At 59.0% G+C, this 17,692-nt stretch carries 20 protein-coding genes; 6 read left to right on the forward strand and 14 right to left on the reverse strand.

The features are described 5' to 3' along the window. The 10 genes from ABYV26_RS07120 to ABYV26_RS07165 all read right to left on the reverse strand — a co-directional run. On the reverse strand, positions 1–653 hold a 653-nt coding region (locus ABYV26_RS07120), incomplete at its 3' end, for a prephenate dehydratase (protein ID WP_372679528.1). Next, positions 650–1,381 carry a prephenate dehydrogenase/arogenate dehydrogenase family protein gene (locus ABYV26_RS07125; RefSeq protein ID WP_372679530.1) on the reverse strand — a complete coding sequence of 244 codons (732 nt, stop codon included), beginning with the start codon at positions 1,379–1,381 and terminating at the stop codon, positions 650–652. The genes ABYV26_RS07120 and ABYV26_RS07125, both read right to left, overlap by 4 nt. After that, positions 1,378–2,508, reverse strand: coding sequence for a pyridoxal phosphate-dependent aminotransferase (locus ABYV26_RS07130; RefSeq protein WP_372679532.1), 1,131 nt, complete (start codon positions 2,506–2,508; stop codon positions 1,378–1,380). Before ABYV26_RS07130 ends, ABYV26_RS07125 begins: the two co-directional genes overlap by 4 nt. Positions 2,509–2,616: 108 nt before the next feature. Then, positions 2,617–3,738, reverse strand: a complete 1,122-nt coding sequence (aroC, locus tag ABYV26_RS07135) for a chorismate synthase (protein WP_372679534.1) — start codon at positions 3,736–3,738, stop codon at positions 2,617–2,619. A gap of 68 nt (positions 3,739–3,806) precedes the next feature. Then, positions 3,807–4,370, reverse strand: coding sequence for a shikimate kinase (locus ABYV26_RS07140; protein WP_372679536.1), 564 nt, complete (start codon positions 4,368–4,370; stop codon positions 3,807–3,809). Beyond that, positions 4,364–5,626, reverse strand: a complete 1,263-nt coding sequence (aroA, locus tag ABYV26_RS07145) for a 3-phosphoshikimate 1-carboxyvinyltransferase (RefSeq protein WP_372679538.1) — start codon at positions 5,624–5,626, stop codon at positions 4,364–4,366. The genes ABYV26_RS07140 and aroA overlap by 7 nt, the downstream gene beginning before the upstream one ends. 17 nt (positions 5,627–5,643) lie before the next feature. Beyond that, the gene (locus ABYV26_RS07150) at positions 5,644–6,489 is read right to left on the reverse strand and encodes a shikimate dehydrogenase (protein ID WP_372679539.1); all 846 of its coding nucleotides are present in this window, start codon (positions 6,487–6,489) and stop codon (positions 5,644–5,646) included. Between the two features lie 3 nt (positions 6,490–6,492). Further along, a complete protein-coding gene (gene pheA, locus ABYV26_RS07155) occupies positions 6,493–7,572 on the reverse strand; it encodes a prephenate dehydratase (RefSeq protein WP_372679541.1) in 1,080 nt (359 codons plus the stop codon). Between the two features lie 408 nt (positions 7,573–7,980). Beyond that, positions 7,981–8,154 (reverse strand): hypothetical protein, encoded by a 174-nt coding sequence (locus ABYV26_RS07160; protein WP_372679543.1) that lies wholly within the window; start codon positions 8,152–8,154, stop codon positions 7,981–7,983. A 146-nt stretch (positions 8,155–8,300) separates the two neighbouring features. Continuing rightward, positions 8,301–9,827, reverse strand: a complete 1,527-nt coding sequence (locus tag ABYV26_RS07165; RefSeq protein ID WP_372679545.1) for an MDR family MFS transporter — start codon at positions 9,825–9,827, stop codon at positions 8,301–8,303. A 213-nt stretch (positions 9,828–10,040) separates the two neighbouring features. Between ABYV26_RS07165 and ABYV26_RS07170 the strand changes: the two genes are divergently transcribed. From ABYV26_RS07170 to ABYV26_RS07190, 5 genes are all read left to right on the forward strand, one after another. Further along, positions 10,041–10,559, forward strand: coding sequence for a hypothetical protein (locus ABYV26_RS07170; RefSeq protein ID WP_372679547.1), 519 nt, complete (start codon positions 10,041–10,043; stop codon positions 10,557–10,559). Positions 10,560–10,718: 159 nt separating this feature from the next. Further along, positions 10,719–11,492, forward strand: a complete 774-nt coding sequence (locus ABYV26_RS07175) for a carbon-nitrogen hydrolase family protein (protein WP_372679549.1) — start codon at positions 10,719–10,721, stop codon at positions 11,490–11,492. Between the two features lie 38 nt (positions 11,493–11,530). Then, on the forward strand, positions 11,531–12,157 hold the full coding sequence (locus ABYV26_RS07180; RefSeq protein WP_372679551.1) for a hypothetical protein: 627 nt from the start codon (positions 11,531–11,533) through the stop codon (positions 12,155–12,157). A 58-nt stretch (positions 12,158–12,215) separates the two neighbouring features. Continuing rightward, positions 12,216–13,109: a diguanylate cyclase gene (locus ABYV26_RS07185; RefSeq protein ID WP_372679553.1), complete on the forward strand. Its 894-nt coding sequence runs from the start codon at positions 12,216–12,218 to the stop codon at positions 13,107–13,109. 74 nt (positions 13,110–13,183) lie between these two features. Further along, a complete protein-coding gene (locus ABYV26_RS07190; RefSeq protein WP_372679555.1) occupies positions 13,184–13,861 on the forward strand; it encodes a cysteine hydrolase family protein in 678 nt (225 codons plus the stop codon). Between the two features lie 12 nt (positions 13,862–13,873). On the opposite strand, the gene dpaL is transcribed toward ABYV26_RS07190, so the two are convergent. After that, complete coding sequence (dpaL, locus tag ABYV26_RS07195; protein ID WP_372679557.1) at positions 13,874–15,109, reverse strand: diaminopropionate ammonia-lyase; 1,236 nt, start codon at positions 15,107–15,109, stop codon at positions 13,874–13,876. Between the two features lie 182 nt (positions 15,110–15,291). On the opposite strand from dpaL, the gene ABYV26_RS07200 reads away from it, so the two are divergent. Then, on the forward strand, positions 15,292–15,585 hold the full coding sequence (locus tag ABYV26_RS07200; protein WP_372679559.1) for a hypothetical protein: 294 nt from the start codon (positions 15,292–15,294) through the stop codon (positions 15,583–15,585). A gap of 159 nt (positions 15,586–15,744) precedes the next feature. Here ABYV26_RS07200 and ABYV26_RS07205 read toward each other — a convergent pair whose 3' ends face one another. The 3 genes from ABYV26_RS07205 to tgt all read right to left on the reverse strand — a co-directional run. Beyond that, on the reverse strand, positions 15,745–16,173 hold the full coding sequence (locus ABYV26_RS07205; protein WP_372679561.1) for a thioesterase family protein: 429 nt from the start codon (positions 16,171–16,173) through the stop codon (positions 15,745–15,747). A 22-nt stretch (positions 16,174–16,195) separates the two neighbouring features. Next, complete coding sequence (locus tag ABYV26_RS07210) at positions 16,196–16,414, reverse strand: NifU family protein (RefSeq protein WP_372679563.1); 219 nt, start codon at positions 16,412–16,414, stop codon at positions 16,196–16,198. Positions 16,415–16,628: 214 nt separating this feature from the next. Beyond that, the coding region (gene tgt / locus ABYV26_RS07215) for a tRNA guanosine(34) transglycosylase Tgt (protein WP_372679565.1) at positions 16,629–17,692 on the reverse strand (1,064 nt) is incomplete at its 5' end.

Here is a 17,692-nt window from a genome sequence, read left to right on the forward strand (position 1 = left end):
AGGTTTAGACTGTATTTTTGAAAAATTTTCAAGCAGGCGACCAGGGCGCCGGGATAGTGGCGGGTTTTGAAGGCCACGGTGGTTTTTCCCGTTTTATGGTCAACAGGCACGTTCTCCTTTTTGGAAATGACGAAAAACCGGGTGGTGTTGGAGCTGTTGGTCTGGATATCCCGCTCCAGGACCTCCATGTCGTAAATCTCGGCGCACAGCGCCGATGCGATGGCGGCACGGTCCATGCGGTCGCCTGAGGCCACGGCATAAGCGGCACCGGCGGTGTCATAGGCGGGCATCATTTTTATGTTTTTCGACTTCAGGTACGCTTTGCACTGCTTGAGTGCATGGGGGTGGGAAAGCGCCTCTTTGATCTCCCCCAGCCGGGCGCCTTTTTTTGCCAGCAGGGTATGGCGGATAGGCAGATACACCTCGGCGACGACGAATATATCACTGGCAAAGAGAAGATCGTAGTTCTCTACCACGGTGCCGGCGATGGTGTTTTCAACGGGAATCAATCCATAGGTGGCCTCCCCGCTTTCCACCAGATCGAACACGTCGTCGAAGGCATCGCAGCCGAGGGTCTCCACCGCTTTTCCAAAATGTTCGTGGAGGGCCATCTCGCTGTAGGCGCCACGGATTCCCTGAAATGCAACTTTCATTGGTTGAGCCTTTCGTGTATGTCGGTCATGGCGTCGATAAACGCCTGGCGTTTTTGTTTGGCGTATGGGTTGTAGGTATGCATGTCTTCGAAAAGCTGCCAGGTATCGTGGCTGACCACCCCCAAGATGTGCATGAGTCGCTTGTATCCCTCGGTGTCGATGTCCAGGTCCCGGGCGCCGAAGGCCGACAGGGACCGGCCGATAAAATGGGTCAGGGAAAGGCTTACGGCAATCTTCTCGTCATGCTCCTGGGGGGAAGCCGTGATGACCACCAGCCCCTGGCTTTCCAGCCAGGTCCTGATTTTCTCATATCGTTCACGGTCGATGCGATCAGGACATAGGACGATTTTGCGGCCGTCCAGTGAACGGGCCGCACTGTCCGGGCCGAACATGGGATGGGTGGGCAGGATGGAAACGCTTGCAGGAAGCAGTTCCCGCATCCATTGCACCGGATAGACCTTCACCGAACATACATCCACCACCAGGGCGTCTTCCCTGAGCAGGGGTGCCGCTTGCCGCAGGGTGTCCCGCATGGCGGAAATGGGCATGCACAAAATAACGATTCGTTGACGGCAGGCCGATTCAAAGGATACCGGCCGGGCACCGCAGGCCTTGATGGCCTCTTGCTTGTCGCTGCGCGTAGATACCGCGACGGAAAAATCGTTGGACAGGTAGCGGGCAGTAAGCTTGCCGAAGCGACCGAAACCGATAATGCCGATACTGATCATAACACCCCTCGTAGGCGATTGAAGGCTTCCATCAACTGCTCTTCCGGTGCGGCGAAGCAGATGCGCACATGGCCGTCCAGGCCGAAATCCTCACCGGGAACAACGGCGACGCCGGTTTTTTCCAGGATCCGTGCGGCGAACCCCCCTGATGTCTCCCCCCGGTGCAGGTGGTCGGATATGTCTGGAAAGAGGTAAAAAGCACCCTGCGGTCGGATGCAGGGAAACATGGCGGATACCTGGTCGAAGGCCAGGTCTCGCTTGCGCTGCAGGTCCGCCCGCCGGCGGATCAGCAGATCCGTGTCCATGTCCAGGGCGGCCAGGGCACCGTGCTGGGCAAAGGTGCACACGTTGCCGGTCACATGGCCGTGAAGCCGGACCATGGCGGCCGTGACCGCCGCCGGAGCGACCGTGTAGCCCACCCGGAACCCGGTCATGGCGTAATGTTTGGAAAAGCTGCGGGTGACGATCAGCCGGTCGCGCACGTCCGCCAGCGCGTAAAGGGAAGTATAGGAAAGTTCGTCGTAGACAAAAAAATGGTAGGCCTCGTCGGCAACCAGGAACAGGTCATGCTTTTGGGCCATCCGGGCGATCTTCTCCAGATCCTGTCGGGGGTAGACCGCACCAGTGGGATTATTGGGCGAATTGACCAGGATCGCCCGGGTTTTCGTGTTGATCGCCCGCTGGATGGCATCCAGGTCCAGCTGGTGATCTGCGGTGGGCACGAACACCGGCCGGCCGCCGGCCAGCTTGATCTGCTCGGAGAAGCTCACCCAGCATGGCACGGGCACGATGACTTCATCCCCCGGGTCACAGATCGCCTGGAAGGCGGCATATAGAGCCTGCTTGGATCCGTTGAAAATCCCGATATTCTCCGGCCCGCAACCGGGAAATTCCCTGGCCAGAGCGGCGCGCAGCTGAGGAAGGCCGGCCATGTCGCTGTAGCGGGTCTTCTGACCGTTCAAGGCGTCGATGGTGGCAGCGATCACTGGTTCCGGCGTATCGACCGGCGGTTCGCCGATGGCCAGGCTGATCACCGATCTGCCCTCCTGCCGCAGCTTCTCCACCAGCGGGATGAAGCGGGCAGTTTTTGAGCCTTCGATCACTTCGATTCGTTTAGATAATCTCACTCTTTTTTCTCCATGAAGTACAAGCCTGTTCACAAATGGTAGCATTTGGTTCAGGCCAAGGCCGCAGCGAGGGCCAAACCGCAGGCGTAGCAGCGCTACGTCGAGGATTTAGGCAGAGCGAGAACGCCGGCCTGGGCCGAAAGATGCCGTTTGTGGACGCGCTTTTTGCCGCAGGGCAAAATCCCCCAGCACCAGCGCCGCCATGGCCTCTACGATGGGCACGGCCCTTGGGACCACGCAGGGGTCGTGGCGGCCCTTGGCCTCCAAGATCACCGGGTTGCCGTCGAAATCCACCGTCTGCTGGGCAAGACCGATGGTAGCAGGCGGCTTGAAAGCCACCCTGAAGAGAATCGGTTCCCCGTTGGCAATGCCACCCTGAGTCCCCCCGCTGTTGTTGGTGGTCGTCCCCAGGCGTCCGTCGGCGGCCATGAAGGGGTCGTTGTGGACTGATCCTTTTAACCGGGTGCCGGCAAAGCCCGAGCCGATCTCAAACCCTTTGGTGGCGGGAATGGAGAGCATGGCCTGGGCCAATTTGGCCTCCATCTTGTCGAATACCGGTTCGCCCCAGCCGGCCGGCACATGACGACAGACGCAGGTGACGATACCACCGACGCTGTCCTTGTCCTCCTTGACCCGGGCTACCAGGGCCTCCATCCGAGCGGCGGCCCCGCCGTCGGGACAGCGGACCAGGTTGCCGTCAACGGCCTGCCGGGTGATAGTCTGCACATCCACACCCCTTGCTGAGATGTCGCTGACCGCACTGACCCAGGCGACAATCTGCACCCCATAGGCTTCCTTGAGCATCTTTTCGGCCACTGCGCCGGCGGCCACACGGCCGATGGTCTCCCGGGCACTGGACCGTCCGCCCCCTGACGAGGCGCGGACGCCGTATTTCATCTGGTAGGTGAAGTCCGCGTGGGAAGGCCGGGGAATCTGGCTCATCTGGCGGTAATCCCCGGGCCGCTGATCCTTGTTGGGCACGAATAGGCCGATGGGTGTCCCCAAGGTGACGCCATTTTCCACACCGGAAAAGATGGTCACCTGATCGGCCTCCTGACGATCGGTGGTCAGCTTGCTCTGGCCCGGCCGACGCCGGTCCAACTGCGGCTGGATGTCTGCCTCGCAAAGCTGCATGCCTGGCGGACATCCATCCAGAACCGCGCCGACCCCCTTGCAGTGGGATTCGCCGAAGGTGGAGACTTTTAACAGCGTTCCAAAAGTACTGGACATGGTGCCTGTTCCTGTTTAAGCGGTTGACTTCATTCCCGGCCGAAAACCAGCGCCGCCATCCTCGGTCATCAGGCCGTTGGCGGTTGACAAGCGGCCAAATTCCGCATTTCCAGTGCCGCTAAAATCCGTTCACAAATCACGGTAACCGTTCTCCGGTCCGTAGCGACAACATGGTCTGCAGCTTTTTCATAGAGCGGTCTTCTTTCCGCCAGCACCGTGGCGATCTCGGCAGTCAAGCCCTGACGGGTCAGCGACGGCCGGCTTTCGGATGTGGCCGAATCACCACGCATACGGGTCAAAATTGTCGTCTCGCTGGCGGTTAGCCAGACGATCCTGCCGGATCGCTTCATGGTGCTGACATTGCGTTCATCGAGAATCATGCCCCCCCCGGTGGCCACCACCTGGCGGTCGCCGGCAGACACGGAAACCAGCGCCTGTCGCTCCTGTTTCCTGAAGAACAACCAGCCGTGGTTGGTCACCATCCGGTCGATACTGACACCGGCTGCAGCGACAACCATCCGGTCGGTGTCCACGAAATGCCAGCCGAGCTGCTGAGCCAGGACTTGTCCCACGCTGGTCTTGCCCGTGCAGCGATATCCGATGAGAAACAGGTTCATGGCATCCGTCAGCATGCGTAAAGCGTCTCCCATACCTCCCAAAACCGGGGGAAAGATTTTTCCACGCAGCGCGGTTCTAAAATGCGCACCCCCGGGGCCACAAGCCCGGCCATGGCGAAACTCATGGCGATGCGGTGGTCATCGTAGGTTTCGATCGATGCGCCGTGGGGTGCACCCCCCGTCACCAAGAGTCGGTCATTTTCAGCAACGGCGGCAATACCCATCTTTTTCAGTTCGGTGCAGGTGGATGAGAGGCGGTCGCTCTCTTTGGCTTTGAGATGGGAGACATTTTCGATGACCGTCGTACCGTCGGCAAATGCAGCTACCACCGCCAAAGTGGGCACCATGTCGGGCATGTCGGCCATATCCACCGTAACGGCCTGAAGGTCGCCACCGGTCACCGTAATGCCGGCTGGTTCACGGTCCACCCGGCAACCCATCTGCTCAAACACCCCGGCCAATCCCACATCCCCCTGGGTGGAATCGACCGACACCCCGTTGACCGTGACGCTGCCGCCGGTGATGGCGGCCGCCCCCCAGAAGTATCCTGCCTGGGAAGCATCCGGCTCCACCGTATAGTCGCCGGCGCGATAGGCCTGGTTGCCATTCACATCAAAACGAGTGTACCCGTCGCGCTCGACCCGGATGCCGAAGCCTTGTAGAATCTCCACGGTCATGTCCACGTAAGGTCGGGATACCGGTCCGCGGGAGACCATAACGGACATGCCCTTTGAGGTGCACGGCGCCATGAGCAGCAGGGATGAAAGAAACTGGCTGCTTACGCTGCAGTCGACGACCACCGAACCGCCCGCAACCTGACCGCCTGGTATCTCTACCGGTGGACAGCCGTTGCCGTTCAGCGACCGGGCGCCAATGCCCAGTTGGTTCAACGCCGCCAATAGATGGGCAATCGGTCGATGGTACATACGCGGGGTACCCGTCAGGGTGTAGGCCCCCTCTCCCAGGGCCGCCACACCGGCCAGCAGCCGCATGGATGTGCCGGAATTGGCCAGATAGATGACCTCTCGGCAGGGCTTGAGCCGACCGCGACATCCTTGGATCACGATAGCCTGCCCATGGTCTTGGACCACGGCTCCCATCTTCTCCAACGCATCCAGAGTCAGCCCGGTGTCCTGACTGCGCAGCGCGTTTCGAACCGTGCAGGAACCATCTGAAAGGGCCGCGGCGATGAGTGTCCGGTGGGTGTAACTTTTTGACCCCGGTACACTGATCCGGCAACAACCGATGCGATGGGGTTTGATTTCAATCATGACGCTCGTTTTCCTTCTCACCGGCGTTGGTTTGCCAAAACCTCGAGGACCGTTCTCCTCATCAGTTGAACCGGTGGCTGTTTACCGGTCCAGCGCTCGAACTGGAACGCGCCCTGGTGGACAAACATGGCTACGCCGTCCACTACTGTGCAGCCGGCTCGCCTCGCGGCGCTGAGCAGCCGGGTCTCCAACGGATTGTAGACAATGTCCATCACCGTCATGCCGGGCCGCAGACAGGCATGGGTAACCGGCATCTGATCCGTGTCGGGGACCATGCCCACCGAGGTGGTGTTGATCAGGATGTCGTAGCCGACACCCGAAAAATCCTCCAGCAGACAGAAATCGCATTTCAGTTCATCGGCCAAACGACGCCCTCTTCCCTGACTGCGGTTGACGATGGTCAGCTGCCCGCCATGGTCGGCAATCCCATGGGCCAAGGATCTGGCTGCACCCCCGGCGCCGATCACGGCCACCCGCCTGCGGACAACCGGGGTTTTTTCCAACAGGGCGGCCATGGCCCCGGGACCGTCCGAATTGAAACCGCAAAGCCGACCCGCTTCGTTGACGATGGTGTTGACGGCACCGATTCTCCGGGCCATGGGGTCCACATGGTCAAGCAGGCCCATGACCGCGACCTTATGGGGAATGGTCACGCTGCAACCGTGGATACCCAGAGCACGGATCCCAGCAACCGCTCCGGGCAGGTCCGTGACGTGCAAGGCCACGTAGACCCCGTTGTGGCCGGTCTGACGGAAGGCCACATTGTGCATGACCGGGCTGAGGCTGTGGCCCACCGGGCTCCCCAAGACCGCGTAAAGACGGGTGTTCGAATCGATGCGCGGCATGTCGGTTTTGAAGACCATGGCCTATACCCCGACACCGACCATGGGATAGGATCCCAGGTTTTTCAGATAAAGGGCCAGCGGCTGAATCAGCTCGATGGCCTTCTGTATCCTGCCGTCTTCGAGGTGCCCTTCCAGGTCGACAAAGAAGAAATGACTCCAACTCTCGTGCCGCGTGGGACGTGACTCGATTTTGACCAGATTGATGCCGGCTTCGGTAATCGGCGCCAGGGCGCCGGCCAAGGCACCGGGAACATGGGCCAGGGCGAACATCAAAGAGGTCTTGTCCTTGCCCGACGGCCGCACCTTCTCCTTGCCGATCACGAGGAACCGCGTGGGCGGGCGAGAAAAATCCTCAATCTTGGAAGCCGCCGCTTCCAACCCGAAGATCGCCGCCGCACCGCCGCCGGCGATGGCCGCCACCCCCTTTTCCGACGCGGCCCGCCCCACCGCGAAGGCGCTGGAACTGCACTCTTTCAATTCCGCTCCGGGAAGGTACTGGTTGAGCCAGGTGCGGCACTGGTTCAGCGCCTGGGAGTGCGCGAATACGGCCTTGATGGCACCCAGGCTGATCTCCTGGGCCAGCAGATCATAGGAGACTTGCTGGTAACGCTCGGCGCAGATACACAGCTCTGATTCGAAAAAAAGATCCAGGGTGTGGCGCACCGACCCCTCGACGGAGTTTTCCACCGGCACCACCCCGTAGTCACAGGCGCCTTTTTCCACCTCGCTGAAAATATCCCGGATGCTGGGCTGGGGAACGTAGGTGACCGAGTAGCCGAAGTGGCTCGTGGCCGCCAAATGGGTGAAGGTGGCCTCGGGACCCAGGTAGGCCACGCGTTGGGAGGCCTGAATGGCGCGCGCAGCAGCAATGATGTCGATGAAAATGTGATGCAGGACGTTGGGGTTCAGCGGCCCCTTGTTCAAGGCAGTCAGACGCCTGAGAATCTCGCTTTCCCGGGTGCTGTCCACCACCCGGTTACCACTGTCTTTTTTCAGCTCCCCGATGCGTTTGGCCAGGTTGAGTCGCCGGTTGATCAATTCCAGGATGCTGTCGTCAATACCATCGATCTGGTTACGGATATCGCAGATATCGCTATCCATTGTGCAATCTGGTGTCTTCTCGCCGTCTGACATGGTAGCGGTCGCGTTGTTTTCGGGTCGACGAAACGCCTATCGTTAAATGACAAAAGGCCGGGGAAATTTTCTCCACGGCCCTTGAAATTTAAAAAGCCGTGGGTTGTTGGTCTGTCCACGGCTTGGTTTGTCTGTTTGTGTTCTCAGGACATTCAGCGCGCAGCGGCCAGACCCTTGCTAAAAAAATAAAAGCAAAAAAATCTGCCGGTGTAATAGCGGAGCATCGGGTCGATTCCTTTCAAGCACAAAAGATAGAGAAAAATACAAGCTCCCCTTTCGCCTGTCAAGCTTTTTCCCGGAAAGGCGTCATGTCTCGAATTGGCCATCGATGGATGATTCGCGCCGTTCGACGATTGTCGCCTATCGTCATCACCGCTATGGGATTATCTCTATGGTCGTTTTATCGAGCAGCTTGTTGCCGCGTCCCAGTAGGTATCGCACCACGTAGCTGTCCGGAACAGACGGTGCCCGCACCGCCAACGGGCTGCCCGCGCGCGGGCAGGTGTAATCCCGATATCGCAGGATGGGATGCCGGTGTCGGACTATCATCCAACGCAACCATAACACGATGATTGATCGGTCAACGGGTTGAGGGGGAGATTCGTTTTACCGTCTGTGAATCGTATTCTATGCGAAGAATGCGCCTTTGGTAAAGAAACCGTTTCATCGCAATTGAAAGTTTCTTCGCAGCCTGGCTATTGATTCTCGCCAGCAATTTTTGGCGGCAGGAACAGGCCAAAAATCAGACAAATTACGGCAGCGATCAATGCCAGCCAGAAGACATCGATGACGCAGCTGCCAATGGCCTGGTGCAACGCCGCCTGGACGTCCGGCAGCAATTGTTGCTGGACATCCGGACGAAAGAAATTCTCGAAGTTTTGCCGGATCTGGTCCATCACTGCAGAACTTATTCTACCTTGCAGCGCCGACTGATTCAGCGTGGCTGCCACCTGGGCGAATCGGGCGGTGACCAGACTACCGCAGATGCCGATGCCCACCGTCCCCCCGAGGGTGCGGGTGAACTGGTGGGATGAGGTGGCCACGCCCAGGTCTGTCTTTTCGACGCTGTTCTGCACGATCAGCAGGGTGGCAATGGAGGTGAACCCCATGCCCACACCGGCCAGGCCCATGGCCGCGGCGCAGGCCCACAGGCTGGTGGCCGACGAAAAACGAACGGCCATCGCACAACCGGCGATCAGGATGAGTCCGCCTGCCAGAGAAAAGGGCTTTTCGCCCCAGCGGTTGGATCGCCGCCCGCAATACAGGGCACCGGCCGACCAGCCGAAACTGAGAAACATCATGACCATGCCCAATTGGAATGGCGACTGGCCCAGGGCTCCCTGGATGAACAAGGGGCTGAAGGCAGAGAGCGAGAAAATCGACACGCTGCTGAAAAACACCAGGCCGTTGCCGGTGAAAAACCCCCTCAGCCGAAAGAAATCGAAGCAGAGGATGGGTTCGTTGCTGCGTTTTTCGGCCATGTAAAAACATATGGAAGATACGAAAAACAAGGCGAACAGCCCCAGGATCGGCAGCGATGTCCACCCGTGGTTCCGGCCGCCCAGCAAAAATGCGGTAAGAAGAGAGAGAATGGCCACGACCAGGGTGACGATGCCGGCATAGTCGATCTCGATGACCTCGTGTTTGTCGCGGGTTTCCTTGAGGAAGAACCAGATGCCCACCAGTGAGAGCAGACCGATGGGCACGTTGATGTAGAAAATCCAGCGCCAGGAGACCCAGCTGACGATAAAGCCGCCCAGGGACGGTCCCAGCACACTGGCCAATCCCCAGACGAAACTGGCATAGGACATCATTCGGCCGCGGTTTTCCGGCTCGGAAATATCGGCCAGGACGATGTATACCAGGGCGAAGTTGCCGCCGGCGCCGATGCCCTGGATGGCCCGGAACACCGTCAGCGCCATCATGCTCCGGGCCGTGCCGGCCAGCACGGATCCAACCAAAAAGATCAGAATGGAAACCAGGTATAGGGTGCGGTTGGGAAACAGGTCCGCCAGTTTGCCGAAGACCGGCAGGGCGACGGCCCGGCTGAGCAGATAGGTCGAAAAAACCCAGCTGTAAAGGTGAAGTCCTCCCAGATCGGCCACGATGGTGGGCATGACCGCGCTCATGATCAGCGTGTCCAGGGCGGCCAGAAACAGGGCCAGCAGGGTGGCCAGAATCAGGAGCAGGCGGCGATTGGGGGAAAGGCGGTCGGGGGGCATCGGGTCCTTTTTGCCTATATTTTGATGACTGCGTCACAAGGATTAACGATACCCTGACAGCCAGGCCAATTCAAGGATCTTCAGTGCACAGTCCCTGCCCACTATGGATAAAAGGGATCATATCTGATAGGGATGGATCGATTGCAGCAACTTCTGCTGGGATAGCCCTCATACCAGCCTTCGACAAAGGCCACCGATGCACCGATTGGAGCCATGCCCGTCCTGTCTGCCGAAACCGTTTTCAACAAGGCCCGCTCCTGGCTCGGCCACAGCGCCGATTACCTGTCAGCGGGAAAACTGCTGCACGCCGTCACCGTCACCGAAGTGTTTACGATCACCACCATCGCCGCCTGTATCGGGGAACATCCACTGGCATATCCAGCCCTTGGATCGCTGAGCCTGCTTCCCCTTTTCACCCAGCTGGATGCCCGGTCCCGATTCCAGGAATACAAGCGAGTCCAGGACCAACTGGCACGCTTTGGGCCAGACCGGAGAATTTTCAAGTCGGTCGCCGGCTCGCGATGCCAGCGCGATGCCGGCTTTGCGGCCGCCAGGCAGCTCGGTTATGCGTCGCACTGCAGGGCCTGCTTCAGCAGCGCCGGCTACCGCTGGTATCACCTGCTGCCCGACGTCGTGAAGGGTCACCCCCGCTTTCTCGTCTCTGCCGTATTCTGGCGCACGACCTTTTTCATGCCGACCTACCCAACCAGAAAACGACTGTCTCCTGATTAAAAAACAGCAGCGATGACGGCTTGATTGGCTCCTGATCGTCATCCGGCGAGGTGCAAAAGGACACCCGGTTTCTTGACCCGGTGCGATGATGGTGTAGATTAAGTATGACCATGCTGATAACAGCCATTCCGTTGGACCACCACAGGAAGGAAAGCCCCGATGAAGGTCACCGTCTGCGAGCTGCCCAATGACCCGTCTGCGCTGACCAGACAATGGAACCGGCTTGCTCGCCACACCCGATCGGCCAGAAGCGATCTGGTACTGCTGCCTGAAATGCCTTTTCACCCCTGGTTGGCAGCCTCGAAACAGGTGGATCCCGGACGCTGGCATCAAGCGGTGGAGACTCATCAGCGCTGGCTGCTGCGTCTGCGCGAACTGGGCGCCGGCCGGGTCATGGGCACCCGGCCGATGGTCTGCAGCGGGGTGCCGCGCAACGAAGGATTTGCCTGGACGCCGGACGGGGCGACCGTTCCCACCCACACCAAGTATTATCTGCCTGACGAAGCCGGTTATTGGGAGGCCTCGTGGTACCGCCGGGGAGAAGGTGGATTCGAAACCATTGCCTGCGGTGGAGTGGTCTATGGATTCCTCATCTGCACCGAAATATGGTTTAACCGGCATGCCCGCGACTATGGCCGACACGGGGCCCACATCATCGTCTGCCCGCGGGTCACCCCTGCCTCGTCCACCGACAAGTGGATCGCCGGCGGCCGGACCGCCGCAGTGGTTTCGGGTGCATTCTGCCTGTCGTCCAACCTTGCCGGCCCCAACATTCCCGGGTCGGACTTCGGCGGCACCGGCTGGATTATCGAACCTGAAGCGGGAGCCGTGCTGGGCACCACATCAGCCGACGAGCCCTTCTTAACCATGGATATCGATATTGGCTGGGCGGAAGCGGCCAAATCCACATATCCCCGATATATTGCAGATTGACTGGAATCGTTGCCATGCGCGTTGGACGGAAAAGATGCTTGCGGTGGGTTGTCGTCGTCGTCCTGTTCATGATGACTCAATGGGCATTGGCGTACGAAGAGGTCGAGGATCTGGTGGATATTTTTTCCACGGACAGTGCCTTCATCGCCGTGGTGGATGGAAAACGCAATTTTTCCGAGGCTAAAACTTCAAGTGAAACGATTCTCTGGCAAGGGGCCAAAGGGGAAATCGGTGCCTTTTTGACCAATGAGCGGCTGTTGGCCGTTTCGACCCGATCCGGACAATGGAACGTTATCGCATTAAAAGCCAATGAAAAAAAAGAGCCTCCCGATATGCTGATCGCTGCCCACCTGCTGCTCATGCTGACCGGTGAACGCATCGTCGCCTTCGGCACCCATACCGGCGGCTTCTTCCAGACCCGCATGCCCATTGGCGAGCCGGTCGTCGCCAAATCTGCGGAAGGGCGGGTGGCCGCCGTGGTCACCCCGGCCCGGGCATTCGGCTTTTCCACCTTTCGCCGAGGCGCTGCAGAAATCCGTTTTAAGCTCAAGGAGACGGTTGTTTCAGCGAAAGCCACCTACACCAAAATTACCCTGCAAACGTCTCAGCGGCTGATTACCTTGAAAGCCGAAGACGCCGTATGGCGACAGTTCGACCTGAAGTAATCGGTGATGGTTGGATAATTGAACGGAAACCATATCAATTCGGGATGGAAGAGACGTTATGGATATCGACTACAAGGCACTTATCGAAAATATTTTTGACGGGCTCTATCTGGTGGATAAGGACCGGTCCATCATCTACTGGAACCAGGTGGCCGAAACGATCACGGGATATCGTTCCGAAGAGGTCGTCGGTCGTCGGTGCCGGGACAACATTCTGGTTCATGTGGACGAGGATGGGCAAAGCCTGTGCCATGGCAGATGCCCCTTGCAGGCGACCATCCAGGACGGCGCCTTCCGGGATGCTGAAGTGTACCTTCAGCACAAAGACGGCCATCGCGTGCCCGTCTGGGTCCGCGCGGCCCCGTTGCATGACACTGAGGGCAACATTATCGGCGGCGCCGAGTTGTTCACCGACCTGAGCGCCAGCAATGCGATCACAACCAAAGTCAACGAACTGGAAAAACTGTCCTTTTTGGACAGTACGACCCAGATGGCCAACCGCCGGTACCTTGAAATGGAGCTTCACAACCGGATTGCCGAGAAAAATCGCTACGGAGCGGGGTTTGGCATTGTCTTCATGGATGTCGATTTTTTCAAACGGGTCAACGATGACTATGGCCATGACGTGGGCGATCGTGTACTCAAAGCCGTGGCCCGCACGTTCATGAACACCGCCCGCCCATCGGACCTGATGGGGCGCTGGGGCGGAGAAGAGTTTGTCGGCATCCTCAAGCGCGTCAATGAAGAAGGCCTGCGTTCAGCTGCCGAGCGGGTTCGCTCCCTGGTGGAGAAATCAAATATCCGGGAAAACGGCCTGACCCTGAAGGTGACGGTCTCCATCGGCGGCACCCTGGCCAACCCGCGCGACACCGCCGACAGTATCATCAAACGCGCCGACAGCCTGCTCTACCGCAGCAAGGAGAACGGCCGGAACTGCTGCACCATCGGTTGACGGACGGCAGCCGTCGATCTTCTCTCGGTAATCTAACAGCGATGCGGCAACCATAAGCTCGTAGGACACACGCCATGACACCACCCGACCCGTTTACCACCCCCGAATACGACCGATCCGCCCTGATCACCATCGACGTCCAAAACGACACCTTGGACGGCGGGACCTTCGAGGTTCCCGGTACCTCGACCATGCTGCCGCGCATCCGTCAGCTGTGCCGTGCCTTCCGTGCGGCCGACCGGCCCATCGTCCACGTCATTCGCATCTACACGCCGGATGCACGCGACGCCGACCGGTGTCGAATCGGGTCTTTGCTTTCAGGAAAGCGAATTCTGTTGAAAGGGTCGCCCGGGCGTCGGCCGGCCGATGCGCTGCTCCCTACCCAGGATGTCAACATCGATGACGACCTGCTGATGTCCGGTTCGATTCAACCGATCGGCCCTGCAGAAGCCATCATCTTCAAACCCCGCTGGGGAGCATTTTACCGCACCCCCCTTGAGGCGAATCTGAAAAGCGACGGGGTATCCACGCTGGTATTCTGCGGGTGCAACTATCCCAACTGTCCAAGAACCTCTATCTACCAAGCCAGCGAACGGGATTTCCGCATCACGGCGGCGGTGGACGCTATCTCCGGTATGGCTCAGTCAGACATACAGGGGCTTGAGCGGATAGGCGTCAACTGCGCCACCTCGAAAGCTATCTGCCGGCAGCTCGAATCGGGTCGGATCCCATTGAACGTCCCACACCGGTAGATGCAGCTGGGGTTACGCTTCAGACGTGCGAGCGTTAAAGGGGTATTTCCCGTACCAGAGAATCTGGCGATAGCCCTCCGGATCGGTGCCCCCCTCGGTGTTGAAAAACAGGATCCTGGAATGCGGCCCGATATCCAGCCCAGCTTTCAGCGGAATACAATCAGGCAGGTTGGCGAGCAGGTCCAGCAAACCGATACCTACGGCTCCGGACTCACCGGCTTCGATGCGGTCATCCCCAGCCAGCGGATTGGCCAGGATGCGCATGCCGTTGGCGGCCACATAATCATCGCAGCTGATATAGGCGCTGGTGTTTTCGCACAGAATCTCCCAGGCTATGGGGCTGGGCTCGCCGCAGGCAAGGCCGGCCATGATCGTGTCCAAATCACCGGTGACGGCATGGGGCCGGCCGTCACCGGCAGCGGCGGAGGCGAGCAAGCAGGCCGCGTGGCTCGGTTCCACAACAATGAACCGGGGTGATTCGCCTCTAAATACAGCGGCCAGATGCGCGACCATGGCAGCGGCAAAGGAGCCCACCCCGGCCTGAAGGAAAACATGCGTGGGAGGCAACCGTTTTCCGCCCATCTGACCGACGGCCTCCATGCTCATGGTGGTGTAGCCCTGCATGATCCAGCGGGGAATGTCGGTATCGCCTTGTGAGGCGGTGTCCTGAATGATCTGCCACCCGTTCTCCTTGGCCATGCGACCCGCCAGACGCACGGTGTCGTCGTAATTCAGGTCGGTCACCTGGACCGTGGCGCCGTGTGCGCGAATGTTGTCTACACGGGATTTCGCCGACCCTTTGGGCATAAAAACGACGGCCTTCAACCCCAGCTGCTCGGCAGCCCAGGCTACACCGCGTCCGTGGTTACCGTCGGTGGCCGCGACCAGGGTCATCTGCCCGATGCGATGGCGAATGTCATCACCCATCAGGAGATTGAAATCTACCGACGACAGTGGGATCCCCAGCCGGTTGCACAGCAGCCGTGCAACTGCATGGCTGCCCCCTAAGACCTTGAAAGCGTTGAGCCTGAAACGCGTCGACTCGTCCTTGACCAGAATCTCACCGACGCCCCACCGACGGGCGAGATTAGGTAGGCGGACGAGACGGGTCGGCTGATAACCGGGGATGGTGCGATGAAACCGCAGCGCCTGCCGGGCGGAGGCATCGTTGAAATCAGTTGACTTACGATGGCCGGCAGGCACCGTCAGCACATACCGGATACCGTATGTTGAAATTTCCTGAAGCATAGGCTTATCCTAGAAAACAACTCCCGTTTCACGGGTGATCGCTTCCTCAAAGCGACCGGTTTTCTCTGCATCGTGACGACCGCCAGGGAACCGATGCCGTTTGCAACCGGAGAATAACTGCTTAGGTTCAGGCTGCAACGGACATCCTTATCTCACCTTTCCCTGTGGCCAGGAGCATTGTCATGGCATATTATCCGATTGTCCAGAACGTTGACCGGCCGGTTGCCCCATCAGGCCACCGTCCACTGCCCCCTTTCTACATGGAAGACTTCTCCGTTCTCGGATTCCGTGTGAACGACTGTGACCATGCAATCCGGGTCTTGGATCAGTATGCATTTATACTGAAGCGGGCCAACGGAAGCATCGAGGTAAACATCGAATGTGCCTCACAGGTACGCGAAGTCATGCAACTGCTGATTGGCAGCGGTCTGAAATGCGAGATTGCCGACGTTGCCGAGGGAATGTACCAGGGGTGATAGGTTGACCGACGGTCCGCCGTGAGCGGATCTTCGTGGCCGGATAGTTGAGATCCTGCACCCGCAGCGGGTGCAGCGAAGAGAGAATCTCCGGCCTCAACGCCGTTGAATTGAAGCTGAGCACCGCAGCGACGCCGTCAACAACGTACAGGTCTACGGTCATCTGCCTGCACTTCCTATTTTCTGCTTCAACTTGGCATCAAACTTCGCCTTGTCGATGACAAAGCGTTCGTGCCGGCCGCGGGCAATCCGATCGGCACCATCATGCGCCTGGACTTCAAATACTAGGCGACGCCGGTCCACTTCAACCAGCTTCACGTTGACGGTGACTTCAAATCCGGGAGGTGTCGCCGCCGTGTGACTGACATCGATGTGGGTCCCCACCGTCTGCTCGTTGGGCCAGTCCAGATGCGGGTTTGTCAGTTGAATGCAGGCCCATTCAAACAGCCCAACCATGAAACCGGTGGCAAAAACGGTCGGCATGACCTGAAATTCACTTGCCTCCGGATAGAGCGCCGGGACTGTTTGGGCATCGCTGACGCGATAACGGAATTCATGCTCGAGTCCAGGCGTTAATGATTCTTTCATCGCCACTCCTTTTTGGGACCAATCAGGCCGACTCCACCGACTTGATTTCGGGAATCTGCTGCTTGAGCACCCGCTCGATGCCGTTTTTCAGCGTCATTTGAGACATGGGGCAGCCGGCGCAAGCCCCCTTGAGCCTGACCTTGACGATGCCGTTCTCCACGCTGACCAGTTCCACATCACCGCCGTCCGCCTGGAGCATGGGCCGAATCTTATCGATGGCCGCTTCTACTTTTTCTTTCATTGCATGTCCCCTTTCCCGAAATTGATAAACGCCCGTTTGGAAAAAAATATTATTTCAAACGATTGATGAATTCGTAAAAAAACCACGTTTCAGCCGGTTTCGCAACCAGTTCGAGATCAAGGCTGGCTATTCCCGAGAAACGAGGCGTACTTTCGGTACGCCGCAGTGACGAGGGATGAAGCGTAACGCCGATATCGGACTGGTTACGAACCCGTCATCGCTTACTATAGAACGCATTTTTAAACTGGTCAAACGTGCCGGCCAGAATCGCTGCACGCATGGCCTTGGCGAGATTCAGGTAATAGTGGAGGTTGTGGATGGTGTTGAGCCGATAGGCCAGGATTTCACGCGCCGTATAAAGGTGGCGAAGGTAGGCCAGGCTGTAGTGCCGGCAGGTATAGCAGTCGCACCCCGGATCCACAGGCCCCTCGTCTTCACGAAAGCGCGCATTGCAGATGTTGAGGGTACCCCGCTCGGTGAAAAGCTGACCGTTGCGGGCATTGCGCGTGGGCATGACACAGTCGAACATGTCGGCCCCCAGGCCCACCAGTTCCACTAGATCCTCGGGCGTGCCCACCCCCATGATATAGCGGGGCCGATCATCGGGCAGCAATGGCAGGGTGCGGGCTGCCATGTCCATCATCAAGTCCTTGGGCTCACCCACGCTCAGGCCGCCGATGGCGTATCCGGGAAACCCGATCGTCGCGATCGCTTCGACGGACCGTGCCCGCAGATCCGCAAACATGCCGCCCTGGACGATGCCGAACAGGCTGTTTTGCCGGTCGGTTCGCGCCTGCCAGAAGATTTTGCATCGTTGGGCCCAGCGGGTGGTCAAAGCCAGGGCCGCCTCAGCCTGCTCATGGGAGGCCGGATGCGCGAGGCACTGGTCCAGACACATCATGATGTCTGAATTGAGACAGATCTGGACCTCAATGGATTTCTCCGGTGAAAGTATATGCCGGCTGCCGTCAATGTGGGACTGAAACGCGTATCCCTCCTCGGTGAGCTTGCGCAGCCGGGAGAGTGAAAACACCTGGAAGCCGCCGCTGTCAGTGAGAATGGGCCGATCCCAGTTCATGAATCGGTGCAGTCCGGCAAAGCGGCCGATGATGTCGCACCCGGGTCGCAGGTAAAGGTGGTAGGTGTTGCCCAGAATCATGTGGGCACCGGTCGCGGCAACCTGGTCGATCGTCAAGCCCTTGACGGTCCCTTGGGTCCCCACGGGCATAAATCCGGGTGTTTGAACAGGTCCGTGAGGCGTCAAAAAAACACCGCGAC

The sequence above is a fragment of the Desulfosarcina sp. genome (assembly GCF_041551955.1).
In the GTDB taxonomy this organism is placed as follows: domain Bacteria; phylum Desulfobacterota; class Desulfobacteria; order Desulfobacterales; family Desulfosarcinaceae; genus Desulfosarcina.

Coding starts and splice junctions, on each gene's coding strand:
- ABYV26_RS07125 (WP_372679530.1), bottom strand. CDS start 1,381: ATGATCAGTATCGGCATTATCGGTTTCGGTCGCTTCGGCAAGCTTACT.
- aroC (WP_372679534.1), bottom strand. CDS start 3,738: ATGTCCAGTACTTTTGGAACGCTGTTAAAAGTCTCCACCTTCGGCGAA.
- ABYV26_RS07140 (WP_372679536.1), bottom strand. CDS start 4,370: ATGCTGACGGATGCCATGAACCTGTTTCTCATCGGATATCGCTGCACG.
- aroA (WP_372679538.1), bottom strand. CDS start 5,626: ATGATTGAAATCAAACCCCATCGCATCGGTTGTTGCCGGATCAGTGTA.
- ABYV26_RS07150 (WP_372679539.1), bottom strand. CDS start 6,489: ATGGTCTTCAAAACCGACATGCCGCGCATCGATTCGAACACCCGTCTT.
- pheA (WP_372679541.1), bottom strand. CDS start 7,572: ATGGATAGCGATATCTGCGATATCCGTAACCAGATCGATGGTATTGAC.
- ABYV26_RS07160 (WP_372679543.1), bottom strand. CDS start 8,154: ATGATAGTCCGACACCGGCATCCCATCCTGCGATATCGGGATTACACC.
- ABYV26_RS07165 (WP_372679545.1), bottom strand. CDS start 9,827: ATGCCCCCCGACCGCCTTTCCCCCAATCGCCGCCTGCTCCTGATTCTG.
- ABYV26_RS07170 (WP_372679547.1), top strand. CDS start 10,041: ATGCCCGTCCTGTCTGCCGAAACCGTTTTCAACAAGGCCCGCTCCTGG.
- ABYV26_RS07175 (WP_372679549.1), top strand. CDS start 10,719: ATGAAGGTCACCGTCTGCGAGCTGCCCAATGACCCGTCTGCGCTGACC.
- ABYV26_RS07185 (WP_372679553.1), top strand. CDS start 12,216: ATGGATATCGACTACAAGGCACTTATCGAAAATATTTTTGACGGGCTC.
- ABYV26_RS07190 (WP_372679555.1), top strand. CDS start 13,184: ATGACACCACCCGACCCGTTTACCACCCCCGAATACGACCGATCCGCC.
- dpaL (WP_372679557.1), bottom strand. CDS start 15,109: ATGCTTCAGGAAATTTCAACATACGGTATCCGGTATGTGCTGACGGTG.
- ABYV26_RS07200 (WP_372679559.1), top strand. CDS start 15,292: ATGGCATATTATCCGATTGTCCAGAACGTTGACCGGCCGGTTGCCCCA.
- ABYV26_RS07205 (WP_372679561.1), bottom strand. CDS start 16,173: ATGAAAGAATCATTAACGCCTGGACTCGAGCATGAATTCCGTTATCGC.
- ABYV26_RS07210 (WP_372679563.1), bottom strand. CDS start 16,414: ATGAAAGAAAAAGTAGAAGCGGCCATCGATAAGATTCGGCCCATGCTC.